We start from the raw sequence: 15,933 nt of genomic DNA, 5'->3' as shown, positions 1-15,933 counted from the left end.
AGGGATAGACTGAGCGTATCCGCGGTCTTTTAATTGAGTAAATTCACGACAGTTATGGCTGTCAGTCATGAAACCACTGGGTATTCGTAGTAAAGTACCCCGCAACTTTATCAACCAATTCAGAATGGCCATGTCAGAAAATGCCAAAGCTGGCAGCCTGCAGATTTATCTGCGACTGCTTAGTTATGTAAAGCCTTACTCCGGTTATTTTGCCCTGAGTTTGCTGGGTTATGTCCTGTTTGCCCTGAGCCAGCCGGCTTTTGCCCGCCTGCTCGAATATTTTGTTGAAGCACTGGAAGGTAGCTTTGTCACCATAAATAAAGATATTGGCTGGCTGCTCCCCCCCTCTATTACTACGGCTGCAGCCCTGATCCCAATGGTGATGCTGTTTATCGCCCTGTTTCGCGGTCTCGGATCGTTTCTGGGTAACTACTTTCTCGCCAAGGTATCCCTGAACGTGGTGCATGACCTGCGCTGCCTGATGTTTAATCAGCTGACTCGCCTGCCCAACAGCTACTACGACAATAACAACTCCGGTCACCTGATCGCTCGAATCACCTACAACGTAGGCATGGTGACGACTGCGGCAACCGATGCCATCAAGGTCGTTGTTCGTGAAGGCCTGACGGTCATCTTCCTGTTTGGTTATCTGATTTTGACCAACTGGCAGCTGACTCTGGTTTTTATTGGTGTTGCTCCATTAATTGCTCTGGTTGTCAGCACCGCCAGCAAGCGTTTCCGTAAACTCAGCTCCAAAATTCAGAATTCCATGGGTGACCTGACTCATGTCAGCTCCGAGACCATCAGTGGTTATAAAGTGGTTCGGGGCTTTGGTGGCGAAGAGTACGAAAGCAAGCGTTTCTTTGATTCGAGTTTCACCAACACCCGTCAGGGACTGAAAATGGTCAAAGCCTCTGCAGTGCATACGCCGACCCTGCAGTTTCTGGTAAATATTGCTTTGGCAGTACTCTTCTTCCTGGTGCTTTGGCTGAAAGGTGATGCTACTACCGCGTCGCTGGTCAGCTTTGTTACTGCCGCAGCTTTGCTACCAAAGCCTATTCGCCAGCTCAGTGAAGTGAATGCCAATATTCAAAAGGGTATCGCTGCTGCAGAAAGTATCTTTGATATGGCTGACGAAAAGCCTGAGCCTGACAACGGCACTCAGGTCAAAGAGACTGTCGAAGGAAAGCTGGAAATAAAAAACCTGACCTTCACCTACAAGAATGCTGATAAGCCCGCGCTGAACAATATCAACTTTACTGTTCAGCCCGGTGAAACCATTGCTCTGGTAGGTCGGTCAGGTTCTGGTAAAACGACTCTGGCAAACTTGGTACCAAGGTTTTATAACCATGAGCAGGGACAGATTCTTCTCGATAGTACGCCTATCGAAGACTACACCCTGAAAAACCTGCGCAGCCATATCGCTCTGGTGGATCAGAACGTCAGCCTGTTCAATGATACCGTGGCACGAAACATTGCCTATGGTGACTTGCGTGATGCGCCTGAAGAAGATATTCATCTGGCCGCTGAAGCTGCCCATGCTACCGAATTCATCAAGAACATGTCTCAGGGCATGGATACTCTAGTGGGTGAAGACGGTGTTTTATTGTCCGGTGGCCAGCGTCAGCGTTTAGCCATTGCCCGAGCCATTCTGAAAGATGCACCGATCCTGATTCTGGACGAAGCCACTTCAGCACTGGATACTGAATCCGAGCGCCATATTCAGGCCGCTCTGGATGAAGTGATGAAGAACCGAACCACACTGGTTATCGCTCACCGACTGTCCACCATCGAAAATGCAGACCGTATTATCGTGATGGACAAGGGCGAAATCGTTGAGTACGGCTCTCATTCCGAGCTGCTGGCCAAAGCGGGTCACTATGCGAAACTGCATCAGATGCAGTTTTTGGAAGATCGTGATGAGCCAGTTGATGTTTAACCTTTGAACTGAGCCTTCATACGACTGTCATAGATAGACTGTCATCGAAAATAGGAGTCCGTTATTCTTAACTGGACTCCAAACTGATTCAAAACCGAAAGTCTGTAGAGTGTGATCCGCCACACCAGTGAATCAAAAGGATATTTTCCCGCTTATGGCGAGAAAATACTCAAATTAGAGATTCCGTTGTGTCGGCATACAAACACCTGCAGGCTTTTAGTCCAAGTGGAATAGACTGAATGAAACTGACTCTGCCAAGGTTTGATCAAGCCAGGGTTCTGGTTATCGGCGATGTAATGCTGGATCGTTACTGGCACGGCGGTACATCAAGAATCTCTCCTGAAGCACCGGTACCCGTTGTTCGAGTTAACCAGGTTGAAGACCGCCCCGGCGGTGCTGGTAACGTCGCATTGAATATTGCTTCTCTGGGTGCTCCAGCCTGGCTGATTGCTGCTACCGGTAATGATGAAGCCGCTGATTCTTTACAGACCCGTCTGGAAGCGGCCGGTGTTTACTGTGATTTTGCCCGCCTCGATAATGTCCCAACCATTACCAAGCTACGTGTTATCAGTCAGCATCAACAGCTGATTCGTCTTGACCATGAAGAGGATTTTGCTGGTCTGAGCAGCGATATTCTTGAAGACAAAGCTGACTCACTACTGAAAAACGTCGGCGCAGTGATTCTGTCTGACTACAACAAGGGCACTCTGCAGAACCACCAGCAGCTGATCAAGCAGGCTAAAACCCAGGGCATTCCTGTTCTGGTTGATCCTAAGGGAACTGACTTTGAACGTTATCGTGGTGCAACGGTTATCACCCCTAACCTGTCCGAGTTTGAAACTGTTGTTGGCAAATGCAACAGCGAACAGGAGCTGGTTGAAAAGGGTCGTAAGCTGCTGGCTGATATCGATCTGGAAGCTCTGCTGATCACCCGCAGCGAACACGGTATGACCCTGATTCGTAAGGATGCACCTGAACTTCACCTGCCAGCCCGTGCCCGAGAAGTCTTTGATGTCACAGGTGCCGGCGATACTGTTATTTCTACTCTGGCTACCGCTCTGGCTGCTGGCTCTGACCTGCCGACTTCTGCCGCTCTAGCCAACATTGCGGCTGGTATTGTGGTTGCCAAACTGGGCACGGCTACCGTCAGCATGCCGGAGCTTCGTCGTGAAGTTAACAGAGAGCTGGGCGTTGAGCGTGGCGTAGTCTCCAAAGAACAACTGTTGGTTGCCCTTGAAGATGCCCGTGCTCACGGTGAGAAAATCGTCTTCACTAATGGCTGCTTTGATATTGTTCATGCTGGCCACGTTGGCTATCTGGAACAGGCTCGTCAACAGGGTGATCGACTGGTTCTGGCGATCAACAGTGATGCTTCTGTTAAACGATTAAAAGGCGAAGGTCGTCCCATTAATTCCGAAGACCGTCGTATGACGGTACTGGCTGGTCTGGAAGCGGTGGACTGGGTGGTCTGCTTTGAAGAGGACACGCCGGAAAACCTGCTGCGTGACGTTAAGCCTGACGTATTGGTAAAAGGCGGTGACTACAGCATTGATGAAGTCGTTGGCGCACCTATCGTTTATGAATACGGCGGTGATGTGAAGGTTCTGGCGTTTCTGGATAACTGTTCAACGACAGCTATCGTTGAAAAGATTCGTGAAGATCAAACGAAAAGAGTTAAAGCCAAGGCTTAAACAGTATGTATGTTGGGTTAGAGTTTACCTCTAACCCAACACCTGACTTGCCGCTTAATTTTCCAGTCCATTTAGAACCTTCAAACAAGTCTCAACATTCTGTTTCAAATGCTTTGGATTAATCGTCCCAACAATCGCTGACGAAACAGCAGGATGACCAAACACCAGCTCCATACTCTTCTCAACCGGGTCTTCACCATCAAGGCAGGCATGGCCACTAGCCAGAGCTTTCTTGATCAGAATGCCCTTATTGTTTTCCAACGCATAATCCAGAACTGGCTTCTCAGCCTGTTCATTCAGGTTGTAAGTCACCATGGCAATATCGGACTGTTCCAGTGCCAGAATACCGCCTTCAACGGTTTTGGTGGACATACCGGAAGCCAGAATCAGACCTTCCTTTTTCAGGTCTGCCAGTACTTCCAGACAACCATACTGCTCAATTACATTGACGTCGTCGCCATTGGAATGAACCAGTACCATATCAATATAATCAGTCTTCAGTCGTTTAAGACTGCGCTCAATACTGAAACGGATATGTTCAGACGTAAAGTTAAAGCTGGATTCGCCACCCTCAAACTCTTCACCGACTTTGCTGCAAATAACCCAATCCTTACGACGGTTACCCAGCAGATCACCCAGACGAATTTCACTGACTCCATAAGCAGGAGCGGTATCAAGTAAATTGATTCCCAAAGATCTGGCTAACTCCAGCAGTGCTGTAGCTTCTTTGTCATCAGGAATTGTAAAACCGGACGGGTATTTAACACCCTGATCACGCCCCAGCTTTACCGTACCGAAACCCAGTGGTGACACACTGATGTTGGTTCCCGTTATTTGTCTCTGTTCAAGCATTCTTATTGAAGGCCTCACTCCAGAAAGGCTGACAGATTTCAGGATGCGTTACACCTTCCGGCAATGCAAACCCTTCATTTCCTGAAGGTTCAATATTCAACTGTTTTCCCACTTCATCGGTCAGGTTAGGCGCCAATGCCAGTTTGGTCGGCCAGGTCACCATGGTATTACCGGAATGATGGATAAAAGCAGCATCAGGGCGAAGCAGCTTACTTTGCTTTGGTTCGGCACGATTAACAAACAATGTTGCCCAGTCCGCGTCGTCCAGATTCACCCATGGCAAGAGCACTGAAAGCTCACGTTTGGCGACCCGAATCTGCTCTTCAGGGTTACGTTCCATACCGTCTTCAGCAATTTCCCCACCCAGATACCAAACCCAGTTACCGTCTTCAGTCGGGTGGCTGGTAATGGTCATTCTTGGAACAATCTTGGTGCCAAGACAGTGAGCGTAAAGAGGCTCCTGATGGGAAGTTTTGAGCATGACCATGTGAAGAGGGCGCAGCTGCATTTCAGGCTTTGAAATATTCATCTGCTTCATCAAGCCTACAGTGCCTTCGCCCGCTGTCATAATGAATTTCTTTGCCTTGATCTGCAGGGTTTCATCACCCAGCTTATGCTCAATACAGTCAATTTCGCCATTGCTGGTAACGACTGTTGTATCCTGCTGCCAATCAACCTTAAGAATGCGGGACTGAAAATTCTTGGTCAGTGCTTTAATCACCGTCTGGATATCCAGCACAATTTCATTCAGCTGATAAACCTTACCTCTGAAACCTTTGTGTCTGAAGATATCAGGGAAGTCTTCTTCCTTTTTCAGCTGGTCAACACGGCCACGGAGAGCCTTGCTGGCAAAGAAGGAGGTCATGCGGGAAGCGATATCGCCTGGCGACCAGAGGTAGTGACCTTCAGAGAGTATTTTAACGTCTCTTAAATCCACATCATCGTCACCGGCCAGCGCTCTGCGCCAACGGTCCGGCATTCCAGCAATGCATTCAGCAGCTTTGGTCAGGTTCCCAGACAGTGTGTACTTGGTACCACCGTGAACAATGCCTTGAGATTTAATGGTTTGGCCGCCACCCAGCGTGCTGTTTTCCAGCAGCAGAGCCTTGTAACCCTGTTTGTTGAGAGCATTGAATAACCAGAGACCGGCGATACCACCACCAATCACTACTACATCAGAATCCAGTGTCTGTATCTTTCGGGACATATCGAGGGGTCGAATATTGAAAAGAAGAATGACAGGCAGTATACGCCTGCCAATGGCTTGATGACAGACCTTACTCTTTACTTACTGTCCGTAGAAAGCAAGCAAAAGCAGCAAGGCCTTTTTTACCACTTTAATGATTGTGTTTTACACACTCAGGTTCTTGTTCGGGTTTCAAGAGCCTGGTCCAGTACCTGCCACAAAGGGTTAGATTCATCCCGTGGAGGCTCCGGATCTTCACCCTTCTCTTTGGCTTCCCAGTATTTCCAGCCCAGAGCCCGGTTACCGATTTCATAATCATAACCATCCCATTCATCTTCGCGGAATGAATAGAAAGCCCAGTGGTACTGTTTTTGATCGAATAACTCCAAAAGGTCTTCCATGTAGCGACCACCGCCCGGTACACGTCGATAGGCGCCAAACTCCGCAGCAACAATCCGGTTGGCAGGAATGCTGTTTTTCTCAGCCCATTCATTGAACGGAGTAAACCACTCTGTAAGCCTTTTCTTGTCCCACTGCTCAACTTTACCTGCATATGGAATCAACCCGGGATAAGAGTAAAGCTCTTTGCCTTTGCGCTTACGGAGATAGTTCTGACGACTGGTGAAGTTGAATGGCTCATACATATGAAATGAGTAAAGTACTTTAGCGTCTTTCAGTTTTGGCCAGTAAACAAAGGCCTGCGCCTGCCCATACCAGCCAGCATCAACCATTACAGGGGTTTCTGCATCCACTGCTCGAATCGCTGAAATCACAGTATTGTAGAACTCAGGCAAGTCATGGCTTGTGCCCTGATATTTCTCATACCAGCCTTTATAGCGTGCAGGATCACCGTGTTCAGCCAGTCCGGTTCCAAATTCAGGTTTTGGCTCATTGATAATGTTATAGGCAACCACTGCTTTGCTGTCTTTTAATGCCCGAGCCAGGTCCTGCCAGTATCTTGCAGAAGCCTGCCACCACTTTTTATCATTCCACAGTCGTTGATCTTTCTTACCCTGGTTATTCTGAGTCCATCGACTTCCGGGCAGACCCAGCGGAGCAATCACTACTTTCAGTCCCTGCTCTTCAGCCCAGCCAATCGCTTTTTTCAGTGTCGCAAGATCTTTTTTAACCAGCTGCTGATAGTTATCGAGATCACCGGCAAGGAAATCCTTCTGCTTACTGTTCCACTTGCTGAAGGTAATACGCACCCACTCGATATTTTCGGCCGCAGCGGCTTCAAACCACTCCTGCTCAGGAACCTGATTAAACTGATTGGTTCCAGCTCTGGGCATATTCCAGAAAGCTATTTTTGACTCAGTGGCTTGAACGTTTCCATATGCCGTGGGGGCGGCTATTATTGCTGCCAGTAAATAGACTACAGCTGATATTCGAGAGCAAATGCGCATCAGAAGACGAGAACCTGAATTGATAAGTACTTACGTACAATATCAACCTGAAAGGGTTCTGGTTATTGGTAAACATCCATACTTTTGATCGTAAAACATACGCTCACAGCACTTAATTCAAGGAATCTTCATCGTTTTGAGACTGGACAAGTACCTCTGTGAAAGCATAGACCTCACTCGCGCCGAAGCTAAAAGACTGCTTAAAGGTGGTGAAGTCACCTGTGATGGTGAAGTCGTAAAAAATCCCGGGTTCAAGGTAGCTGACAACTGCAACGTGCAGATGGAAGGGCATAACCTCCAGCCTGTAGGACTTCGTTATGTCATGATCTACAAGCCTGAAGGCTGTATCTGTTCCACTGTTGGCGATCAGGATTACCCGTCAGTTCTGGAGCTTCTGGAAATGGAAAAAATAGATCGTCTGGGTATCTGTGGACGACTGGATGTAGACACTACTGGTCTGGTATTGGTGACCGATGATGGTCAGTGGTCGCATAGAATCACATCGCCACAGAAAAAATGCGGGAAACGTTATCGCGTAGAACTGGCTGACCCAGTTGATGCCTCAGCCATTGAACAGTTTGCTGAAGGTATAATGCTCGCCAGTGAGTACAAGCCGACTCGCCCTGCAGAGCTGGAAATCATCAGCGACCATGAAGTTTTGCTAACCATCCATGAAGGCAAATACCATCAGGTGAAGCGCATGTTTGCGGCCATCGGTAATAAGGTTGTTGGCCTGCATAGAGAGCAAGTGGGCGAGATTGAACTGGATGAAGATCTTGAGCCGGGTGAGTGGCGTTATTTGACTGAAGCAGAAGTAGCGTCCGTTTAGATAGAACAACTATTTAGACAAAGCATCATCGAGATAACTCTGTCACTTCAGAGTTATCTCAGAGCAACTACAGACAGTTTAAGCCGCTTCGGTCTTACTGTTTTCAACAAAAGTGTTAGTTGCCGGAGCCAGACCAACAGCATCATCCACTTTATGACCAATGACTTTGGCAATGGTTACCATCAATGCCAGATGGTGGGTCAAATGGCTGGCTGTAAACACCAGCTCTCTCGCAAAAGTAGAAGGCAGCTGGACGCTGCAAGTTTCAGACAGTAGAACTTCTGTTTTTACCAGAACCCCCTGCTTCAGAGATTCAACAGGCAAAGCTTCCAGCCAAGATCTCAAATCCCTGAGTTCAACCAGCCCTGCTTCTTTCTCACTTTCCAGAGCGAGGCCACGACGTCTGACATCATAATCCACCAGGTCTTCCTGTTGAGGCTCAATCATCACCTGATAAAGATCGAGAATATGGCGTAGGTGCTGACCGATGCTGCTCATAAAGAGCTCGCTGTCGTTAAAGCGATAATCCTCTTCACTGAGCGATTCAACAAACTCAATCAGCTGATCAACCACTTCCAGATTGCCACGAACGACATTTTTAAGATCATTCTCAAGATCAATAGACATTACAGGATGTATCCTCATTGGTAACTGCACTGCAAACAGGCTGGTTTTCTGTTTTTCGGCCATACAGCAAAAAACATGGAGCCAGCAGGGCAGCACACCAGTAGACCGGGTTAAGGGCTGCCAGTGGTTCACCGGAACCCTGCAACCAGAAAGCTATAAAACCAAAGAAAAGTACGACGCCCAGCTGTGAGTAATAACTCTTGGTCAGCAGGTATCTGTATGTCGCCGTCTGCTCGGAGCGATCAAAAAAGAGTTTGTTAAAAAATAGACGAAACAGACTGGTAAGAAAGGCCACCAGTAGAATCAGGGGCAGCTGCATAAGCGGTGAATAGTCCGGACTTACCAAAGCTCTCAGTGCCCAGGAAAAGGCATAGAGAACAGCAGCTACCTTGAAAAGAGTCAGACCATTCGTTTTATCAATGGTGTTTTTTATCAACCAGAACAACACAGCCATAGCGATAGTTAGGCCAATCACCAAACCACCAAGCTTCATCAGATTTTCCTGACTCAGGAAATAAAGCGACAGCGTCCAGAAGTAGCTTTCCAGAAACAGAAACAGGCCATCAACCAGAAATACCAGTCGGGAGTTGTGTGAATCCCTGAGTTTCAGGGCGCTGCTGAAAGAAACCTTTTTGAATGACAGGGCACTGGTCATCTCTTTGACAGCAGACTCTTTAAACGTAGCCGCTAAACCGGCAATGTTGAGAGCAATAGTCAGAACCAGAAGAATACTTCGACCTTCCTGTTCCAGCAAAAAGGCTCCCGACAGAATGCCCACTTTCAGCATGATTCCGACCAGTATCTGGAAATTACCAAAATGATTGCCTGAGTTCTTGTTACTGCTCAGGTCTTTAAACAGAAATCTCTGGGACATCCAGTAGAAGCAGCCATACAGGCCATTCAATAATGCCAGAACAAATAGATTGAGCTGCATCTCGACGGCAACCAGATAGGCTACCAGCAGAGACTCAATAATAAATGAGCCTCTCACCGCCCACAGATTACCGTTTGAGGTTCGCAGCTTTTCCCAGAATATCAGGCTGATGAAATAGCCCAATCCGGACAGGGAAATAAACAGGGCTATATCAGCCAGCGTAAAACCCTGTCGCCAAAGAATAGTCGGCAGGAAAAATGGCAGCAGCCCTATAAGAAAGGCATGCAATGCTGAGAACTGATAAAAATAACGAACCCCGGACAGCATCAGAAAACATCCGCCCCCTGGATTTCCAACTGTTCTAGCTCAGCAAAAACAGCGGTCAGGTCGTCTTTCTCGCCGTAACGCGGGTAGTCGTGCATTTTCACGTAAGGTCGTGAGTTTACTTCCAGCAGAATGCACTTCTGATCTTTGTGGCTGACGTCTATTCCTTTTTCCAGAATCACATCAATACCCAGAATATTGGCACCAAAGGCTTTTATCGTTTTTTCCATCAGGACCAGATTATCTGCTGCTACTTCTTTCTGGGAAATTGCTTCGACAACACCGCCCGGAGCCAGAGCAATTCGATGGAACAGTTTTACATGCTCATTCTCAGCCGGAATGCTGTTCAGGTCGTAATTACTGCGAGCCAGAAAATCAGTTGTCTGGGTACTTTTCTGCAAAGGGGACATGCAGCCAAACAACCCCATCTTTCTGCGAATCTCGTTTTCTTCATCAATCAGTTCACTGATAGTATTCTGGCCATTACCTTTTACAAAAGGCGCAAAACGTTCAATCACAGATACCACTTTGCCGTTGGCTACCAGAACACGGTAGTTCTTACCTTCCAGATACTGCTCAACAACACTGGTCGGCCACCAGATTTTGGCCAGGAAAATAGCCTTCCAGAGTTCTTTAAAATTCTTGATCGGGAAATAGCTGCCACGGGAGAAACCACCAACATTGGGCTTAATCACCAACGGAAAGCCGTGTTCTTTGGCAAACTTATGGGCTGTCAGCGGATTCAGAAAAATCTCGCCTTTAGCGTGCGGAATATCATTGGCAGCAAAAGTATCTCTGGCCTGCTCTTTGGAACGGCAGCTTTTACGAACTTCCAGAGAGTTATAGTTGGTGCAGCCATCCATGAATTTCTTGCTGATGTAACTGTAGAGATTCTTTTTAAGAAATTTCACAGGGCTACTTCCTCAGTTGTTTCTACCTTGTTATAAGACGTCCGGCTGGTTTGATTCACATTGTTACGGCCGTAAAGTTTTCTGAAGAAAATGGATCGAACCTTACGTTGTTCTGGAAGTGTTCTGGTTACTGCGGCCAACTGTTTAGTCAGACGACAAACCATTGCCAGTTTTTCCAGTCGTGTAACATTGCTGCTGACCAGAGCCAGAGGCATAGGCAGGAACAGATTGATTTCGAAAATCTTGAATTCACCGGACACTAGTTCATTCAAATTATCAGCTCTAATACCAAATCGAGCTGTACGGAATTGCCCAACCTGTTTGAGGTGACTCCACAGTTTCTGAAGCTGATCAGCAGAAAAACTGCCGGAAATATCCTGATAACAGGTCTGCTTGTTGTAGATACCGTTAACGGGAAGATCATCACCGCTGGTATTGGTTACTTCAGTGATGGATAACGTCGCAAACTGATCTTTATTTGTATCCGAAAGAATCAGGTAAACCTCAAACTCTCGTGAACCCCTGGCACTTTCCTGAATCAGATACGGTTGATCATCCCCTTCTCTGCTGGCACGGTTTTCATGCAGTGCCTGAATATTATCGGCACGTACGACACCTGCTGAGTTCTGTCCCCACTCAGGCTTAAGAAATACCGGGAAGTTCTCTGGCACTACCTGACCGTTGTCACGGTATTGAGCAAGCTTCCAGCGTGCCGGAATACGCTGATCCATATCCAGCTTTGAGAAAATGCCCTTGGTATTATTGAAGTATCCAGCATTTAACTGAAAGAACTTCCAGGGTTTGGCAGCAAGACGAATGCAATGCCAGATATAGGTTAATACCAGCAGGGAACGGGTAATCATGGTGTACTTCCTGAATCTTTGTTTATTGCTGTAGCGACAGAGGGTTCAGCTCTCTGTCACTTGCCTTTGCTCAATGAGCAAAGGTTCCGTTCAGCTTTCTTTCTTTAATCAGGCTGAAATTGGCAGCTGCCATGATCAGACCAAGAACCAGAATGGATACCGCTGCAAAGAACAGTGAACCACCGTCGCTCTTTCCTTCATGGAGGACAACGATACCCAAAGGCGTTGCAAGGTGGAAGAAGGCAGCGCCGGTCATTACTCCAGCGGCAGCAAGACCACCCAATGTATGGAAAACAGCACGATCAACAGGAGATTTAGCACCGGTCAGTTTCTCACGAATAAACAGGAACAATGGAATCAGCAGAAACAGGCTGACTGTCAACTCGGCAATGCCTACAGCAATCGCACCATAATTAGCAAACCAGTTACCAATAGTGTTACCCAGAATTCCTTGCATCCAACCACCGATGGTACCAAAGATATACTGTGTATCAGGGTGTCCGGTAAACTTGTAAGGCAGTGAGGACAAGAAGACTTTGGCAGTCCAGGCCACTACGACCCAGCTGAAGATTGTGATAATCCTGTTTTTCATGATTTTGAACCTGGTCTTAAAAGGCTGCTTCTGTTTTATGTTGAATACTGAAGTCAGCTACTACTCTCTGTAAGGCTGCCAGCCTTATGAATCGTTTTAACTGGCAGCTTCATGTACTTGTTATATCTATTTACGAAGGAAAGTGGCGTTTGGTTTCACTTCAGAACTGAAGGCCAGTTCTTGTCAGCCAGATTAATAAAGTTTTGCTTATCTTTTAACCAGTCTTTCTGCACTGATGCGTCATAATTCAGGTACAGTTTGCCGTCCTGTATGTTCCACTGCTTTGGATCGGCACTGGCTGTATGTCCCTGAGACACAGCCCATGCACAGTAACCGCCGTATTGTGGTGCATATTTTTCAGGGGTATTTTTGAAAAGCTCAAGGTTTTTGGCACTGCTGAAGAACCACTCAGCGCCCTTGTACTTGTATTTAAACTTTTTACTGCCTTTTACCGGCTTACCTTCTGTAAAGTAAGCGACAGTATCATAGCCACTGACGGCCTTATTACCCCAAAAACCGGTATAAACTTCGTCTTCTTTTGCAAAACTGGTATTGACTTGCAGAGAGAATAGAAGCGCAAAAAAGCTGGCTATGAAAGTGTATTTTGAAGTCAGTGTTTTCATGGTGGTTCCTGTTCAATGAGCGTCAGTTTTGGAAAATCTCTGACCGTTTGATGATATATACGCGAGGCTTTTTGAAATGGATTCAGAAAATTTGAAGAAGAAAAACAGAATTTAAGGAATGATACCCATTCTTATTTATGAGCCATCAGTATTAGTATAGAGCCACCAATTGTCTAACAATATTAAGAGCAAAACCATGTACGGCATATTCCTCTTTCTTCATATCCTTGCTGCAACCGTCTGGACTGGCGGCCATCTGGTGCTTGCCTGCGGTATTCTACCGGGCGTTCTCAAAAACAGGGATATAGAATTTTTACAGCGATTTGAAAATGCTTTTGAAAAGATAGGCATACCTGCACTGATTATTCAGGTACTGACCGGTCTACATCTAGCTTTTAGAATGCTGCCTGACACGTCTATGTGGTTTGACTTCAACAACCCGATATCACGCATTGTTAGCATCAAAGTGATTTTATTACTGACGACGATTGCCTTTGCACTGGATGCCCGCCTGAGAATAATTCCGAAGCTGTCGCAGGATAATGTTGTCAGCCTGACCTGGCACATTATTCCGGTCACCATCATTTCAGTGCTATTTGTGTTGGCCGGAGTGTCATTCAGAACCGGGTGGCTATAACAGAAATCCATCTGTTATAGGTTAAACAGCAGGTTTTGTATCTGTTACAGTCAACGACCCTTTGTTCAAATAGTCAGCGAATGTTTCGGGCGGTTTTCCCGAAGTTCAAATTACTCTTTTTCTGACTATTGATTGGTGTAGTTAACTGGAGTTAGAAAAAGATTCTCAGGCATATCACACTTGTTGTGGTATGCCTTTTTTATTGGCTATTTTTATGAACTCATCGTAGCCAGAAAATCATCACAGAAAGTCTGTAAATGTGTCTTATTCGGGCTCATTCTTGACATAACACTCAACCCCCAGACCACCGTCATTATTGCAGTAGCCTTTCCACTGGCATCCATCTTATCACTGAGCTCTCCAGATTTTATTCCCTGCTCAATCAGCTGAGCAAAGCGCACTTGCACTCTTAACAGCTGCTGTTTTACTTCTGTTTCCAGCTGTGGCTTGTAACCCTGTAACTCAAGCAATGAGTTAACCAGCAAACAGCCCTCTGCATCTTTCTCGCATGAGCGATCTATCTGTCGATTTAAAAACACCTCTAATACGGCCATCACTGAGCTATGTTTCTCGGTCAGCGAGTCTATAAACAACAGAGTGTTATTTGAGTAGTTTTCAAGAACCGCCTGAAGCAGGCCATCTTTATTGCCAAAAGCTTTATATAGACTGCCGGGTTTCAATTCCGTTGCTGACTGCAAATCTACTACCGATGTCGCCTGATAGCCTTTCTGCCAGAACAGGGCCTGAGCAGCATCAATTACTTTTTCTCGTTGGTATTTCTGAGGTCTGGCCATGATCATGAATCTGGATGAAGTCGGTTCATTCTCCCTGAGTCTTGTCGGAACGTAAAGTTATTGAATGATCACTCAATAAAATATATTGTTGAGCACACACTCAAAAACAAAACGATACCGAACAATGAACCTGACAGATGCCATAGCTGCCTACGAAGAAGCCAAAAAACAAAAGATGCCTGCGGATATTCTTAAATTGATGACCGAAGTCACCGAAGAGTTGATCGCAACAGGGCTGGCAGAACAGACTGTTAAACAGGGTGATAAGGTTAATAGCTTCTCCCTGCCGGATCAGCAGGGCAATCAACAGAACCTGGGGCAGTTGTTGGAAAATGGTCCGGTAGTTGTCAGTTTCTACCGTGGTGGCTGGTGCCCATACTGCAACCTGGAACTGAAAGCTCTGCAAGAGAAACTACCTGAAATTACTGCGGCTGGTGCAAACCTCGTAGCTGTTTCACCAGAGCTTCCTGAAAGTGTTCAGGACACAAAAACAGCTAATGATTTGTCGTTCACTGTACTAAGCGATGTTGGAAATGAGGTCGCAAAGGCGTTTGGTCTGGTATTCACACTGTCTGAAAAACTGCAGCCTGTATACAACAAATTCGGCCTGGATATCCCTGCCAGAAACGGTGACCAGTCCTGGGAACTGCCTTTCCCCGCTACCTTTGTTATTCAACCTGATAAGACGGTTTCACTGGCCTTTGTCAGCGCAGATTACACTCAGCGCCTTGAACCGCAGGAAATTGTGGATCATCTAAGAAAGTAACATTACAAAATCAGGAAGCCTGAAGAATAGCTCGGTATACCTGCTTGGCAGTGATCATCCGGGTTTCTTCAGGCTCTCTGCCTGACAATAGAGCTACAGATACCCGCTCTTTACCAAATGCCCGCATGGCATCCAGCAGGGTGCTGTCCTGATCAAGAAAGACCGCTTTCTTTGCCAGCTCTCCTACTGTTTTATCCAAATCACCGTTCACCAGACAACTGGTGATATGTCGGTAGAGCACTACGCCTACAACATCATTATCTTTTACCACCAGATAGCGTTTATAAGGATTGCTGCAAATATTCTCCTGCACATCGGCAACTGAAGCATCTGAAGGTAACCAGACCATACGACACTCATCACCCGCCAGAGCTTCCAGTGTTCTTTGATGCATCTTCAGGGCCAGCTCGGCCAGGTCTCTTTCTTCCCTTTCAATAATGCCCGTCTTATTAAAGTGTTTAAGAATGCTGCGCAGTTCATCACGTGTGGGTTCAGAAGCAGGCTCAATTCGGAATATTTTTGCCCAGACCAGAGTCAGTTTCAGGAAAGGTCTTAACAGCATGCAAATAACTCGAACAAAACGAGCGGAATGGTTCAGAACAGGCTCAGCCATTCGAACAGCAAACAGTTTCGGAAGAATCTTGGCAAAAACCAGCATGCAGTAGGTTAATAAAGCAGTGAAAACAGCAAGGCTGATATCATTCAACTGTCTGGCAGCAATAGCACCAATCAGCGAACTACCGGCAATACTGATCAGGGTAATCAGCACTACCATGGACGACAGGTGAGAGTCCTTATTGCGGATAATGTATTTAATGTCATCCGCGCGGGATGGTTTATGCCTGAGCAGCGTTGCCAGTCTCAGGTCATCTACATAAATGATGGCAGATTCAATTATGGAAAGAACGGCAGTGGCAATGACAATCAGAATAGCGACAGCAACAACCAGAAGCATCCTTGCTCCTCCTGTGGTGAAAGTGATCACCCCATAGGAGCCGTGCATTGCAGCGTTAGATGAA

The 15,933-nt window shown here is 46.7% G+C and carries 16 protein-coding genes; 5 read left to right on the top strand and 11 right to left on the bottom strand.

Features of this window, described 5'->3' with window-relative positions; translation table 11 throughout:
• Positions 1 to 67: 67 nt before the first annotated feature.
• Positions 68 to 1,939, top strand: coding sequence for a lipid A export permease/ATP-binding protein MsbA (msbA, locus tag EOPP23_RS02935; RefSeq protein WP_228550545.1), 1,872 nt, complete (start codon positions 68 to 70; stop codon positions 1,937 to 1,939).
• Between the two features lie 239 nt (positions 1,940 to 2,178).
• Entirely contained in the window at positions 2,179 to 3,630 is a 1,452-nt protein-coding gene (gene hldE / locus EOPP23_RS02930; protein ID WP_153764489.1) for a bifunctional D-glycero-beta-D-manno-heptose-7-phosphate kinase/D-glycero-beta-D-manno-heptose 1-phosphate adenylyltransferase HldE, read from the top strand.
• A 54-nt stretch (positions 3,631 to 3,684) separates the two neighbouring features.
• Here the strand turns inward: hldE and EOPP23_RS02925 are convergent, their stop codons facing one another.
• The 3 genes from EOPP23_RS02925 to EOPP23_RS02915 form a co-directional block, all read right to left on the bottom strand.
• A complete protein-coding gene (locus EOPP23_RS02925; protein WP_153764488.1) occupies positions 3,685 to 4,482 on the bottom strand; it encodes an aldo/keto reductase in 798 nt (265 codons plus the stop codon).
• Positions 4,475 to 5,689: an FAD-dependent oxidoreductase gene (locus tag EOPP23_RS02920; protein WP_153764487.1), complete on the bottom strand. Its 1,215-nt coding sequence runs from the start codon at positions 5,687 to 5,689 to the stop codon at positions 4,475 to 4,477. The genes EOPP23_RS02925 and EOPP23_RS02920 overlap by 8 nt, the downstream gene beginning before the upstream one ends.
• A 152-nt stretch (positions 5,690 to 5,841) precedes the next feature.
• Positions 5,842 to 6,960: a glycoside hydrolase family 5 protein gene (locus tag EOPP23_RS02915; protein WP_228550543.1), complete on the bottom strand. Its 1,119-nt coding sequence runs from the start codon at positions 6,958 to 6,960 to the stop codon at positions 5,842 to 5,844.
• A 250-nt stretch (positions 6,961 to 7,210) separates the two neighbouring features.
• Between EOPP23_RS02915 and rsuA the strand changes: the two genes are divergently transcribed.
• A complete protein-coding gene (rsuA, locus tag EOPP23_RS02910; RefSeq protein WP_153764485.1) occupies positions 7,211 to 7,903 on the top strand; it encodes a 16S rRNA pseudouridine(516) synthase RsuA in 693 nt (230 codons plus the stop codon).
• Between the two features lie 78 nt (positions 7,904 to 7,981).
• On the opposite strand, the gene EOPP23_RS02905 is transcribed toward rsuA, so the two are convergent.
• The 6 genes from EOPP23_RS02905 to EOPP23_RS02880 form a co-directional block, all read right to left on the bottom strand.
• Positions 7,982 to 8,530, bottom strand: coding sequence for a DinB family protein (locus EOPP23_RS02905; RefSeq protein ID WP_194842473.1), 549 nt, complete (start codon positions 8,528 to 8,530; stop codon positions 7,982 to 7,984).
• Positions 8,520 to 9,731, bottom strand: a complete 1,212-nt coding sequence (locus EOPP23_RS02900; RefSeq protein WP_153764483.1) for a hypothetical protein — start codon at positions 9,729 to 9,731, stop codon at positions 8,520 to 8,522. Before EOPP23_RS02900 ends, EOPP23_RS02905 begins: the two co-directional genes overlap by 11 nt.
• Positions 9,731 to 10,639 carry a cyanophycin synthetase gene (locus tag EOPP23_RS02895; RefSeq protein WP_370514596.1) on the bottom strand — a complete coding sequence of 303 codons (909 nt, stop codon included), beginning with the start codon at positions 10,637 to 10,639 and terminating at the stop codon, positions 9,731 to 9,733. Before EOPP23_RS02895 ends, EOPP23_RS02900 begins: the two co-directional genes overlap by 1 nt.
• Positions 10,636 to 11,502 (bottom strand): hypothetical protein, encoded by an 867-nt coding sequence (locus tag EOPP23_RS02890; RefSeq protein WP_194842472.1) that lies wholly within the window; start codon positions 11,500 to 11,502, stop codon positions 10,636 to 10,638. Before EOPP23_RS02890 ends, EOPP23_RS02895 begins: the two co-directional genes overlap by 4 nt.
• Positions 11,503 to 11,572: 70 nt before the next feature.
• Positions 11,573 to 12,094, bottom strand: coding sequence for a hypothetical protein (locus EOPP23_RS02885; RefSeq protein ID WP_153764482.1), 522 nt, complete (start codon positions 12,092 to 12,094; stop codon positions 11,573 to 11,575).
• Between the two features lie 155 nt (positions 12,095 to 12,249).
• Entirely contained in the window at positions 12,250 to 12,717 is a 468-nt protein-coding gene (locus EOPP23_RS02880; RefSeq protein ID WP_153764481.1) for a YHS domain-containing (seleno)protein, read from the bottom strand.
• A gap of 169 nt (positions 12,718 to 12,886) precedes the next feature.
• Here EOPP23_RS02880 and EOPP23_RS02875 point away from each other — a divergent pair, with 169 nt between their 5' ends.
• A complete protein-coding gene (locus EOPP23_RS02875; protein WP_228550541.1) occupies positions 12,887 to 13,354 on the top strand; it encodes a CopD family protein in 468 nt (155 codons plus the stop codon).
• A 212-nt stretch (positions 13,355 to 13,566) separates the two neighbouring features.
• Here the strand turns inward: EOPP23_RS02875 and EOPP23_RS02870 are convergent, their stop codons facing one another.
• Positions 13,567 to 14,148 (bottom strand): TetR/AcrR family transcriptional regulator, encoded by a 582-nt coding sequence (locus EOPP23_RS02870; protein ID WP_194842471.1) that lies wholly within the window; start codon positions 14,146 to 14,148, stop codon positions 13,567 to 13,569.
• Between the two features lie 124 nt (positions 14,149 to 14,272).
• Between EOPP23_RS02870 and EOPP23_RS02865 the strand changes: the two genes are divergently transcribed.
• Entirely contained in the window at positions 14,273 to 14,914 is a 642-nt protein-coding gene (locus EOPP23_RS02865) for a peroxiredoxin-like family protein (protein ID WP_153764479.1), read from the top strand.
• A gap of 10 nt (positions 14,915 to 14,924) precedes the next feature.
• Here the strand turns inward: EOPP23_RS02865 and EOPP23_RS02860 are convergent, their stop codons facing one another.
• Complete coding sequence (locus EOPP23_RS02860) at positions 14,925 to 15,869, bottom strand: CNNM domain-containing protein (protein ID WP_194842470.1); 945 nt, start codon at positions 15,867 to 15,869, stop codon at positions 14,925 to 14,927.
• Between the last annotated feature and the right edge of the window lie 64 nt (positions 15,870 to 15,933).

This window comes from Endozoicomonas sp. OPT23 (genome assembly GCF_009653635.1).
GTDB lineage: Bacteria > Pseudomonadota > Gammaproteobacteria > Pseudomonadales > Endozoicomonadaceae > Endozoicomonas_A.
Note: the sequence above shows the minus strand (reverse complement) of the source record. Positions and strands in the feature narration are given on the sequence as shown.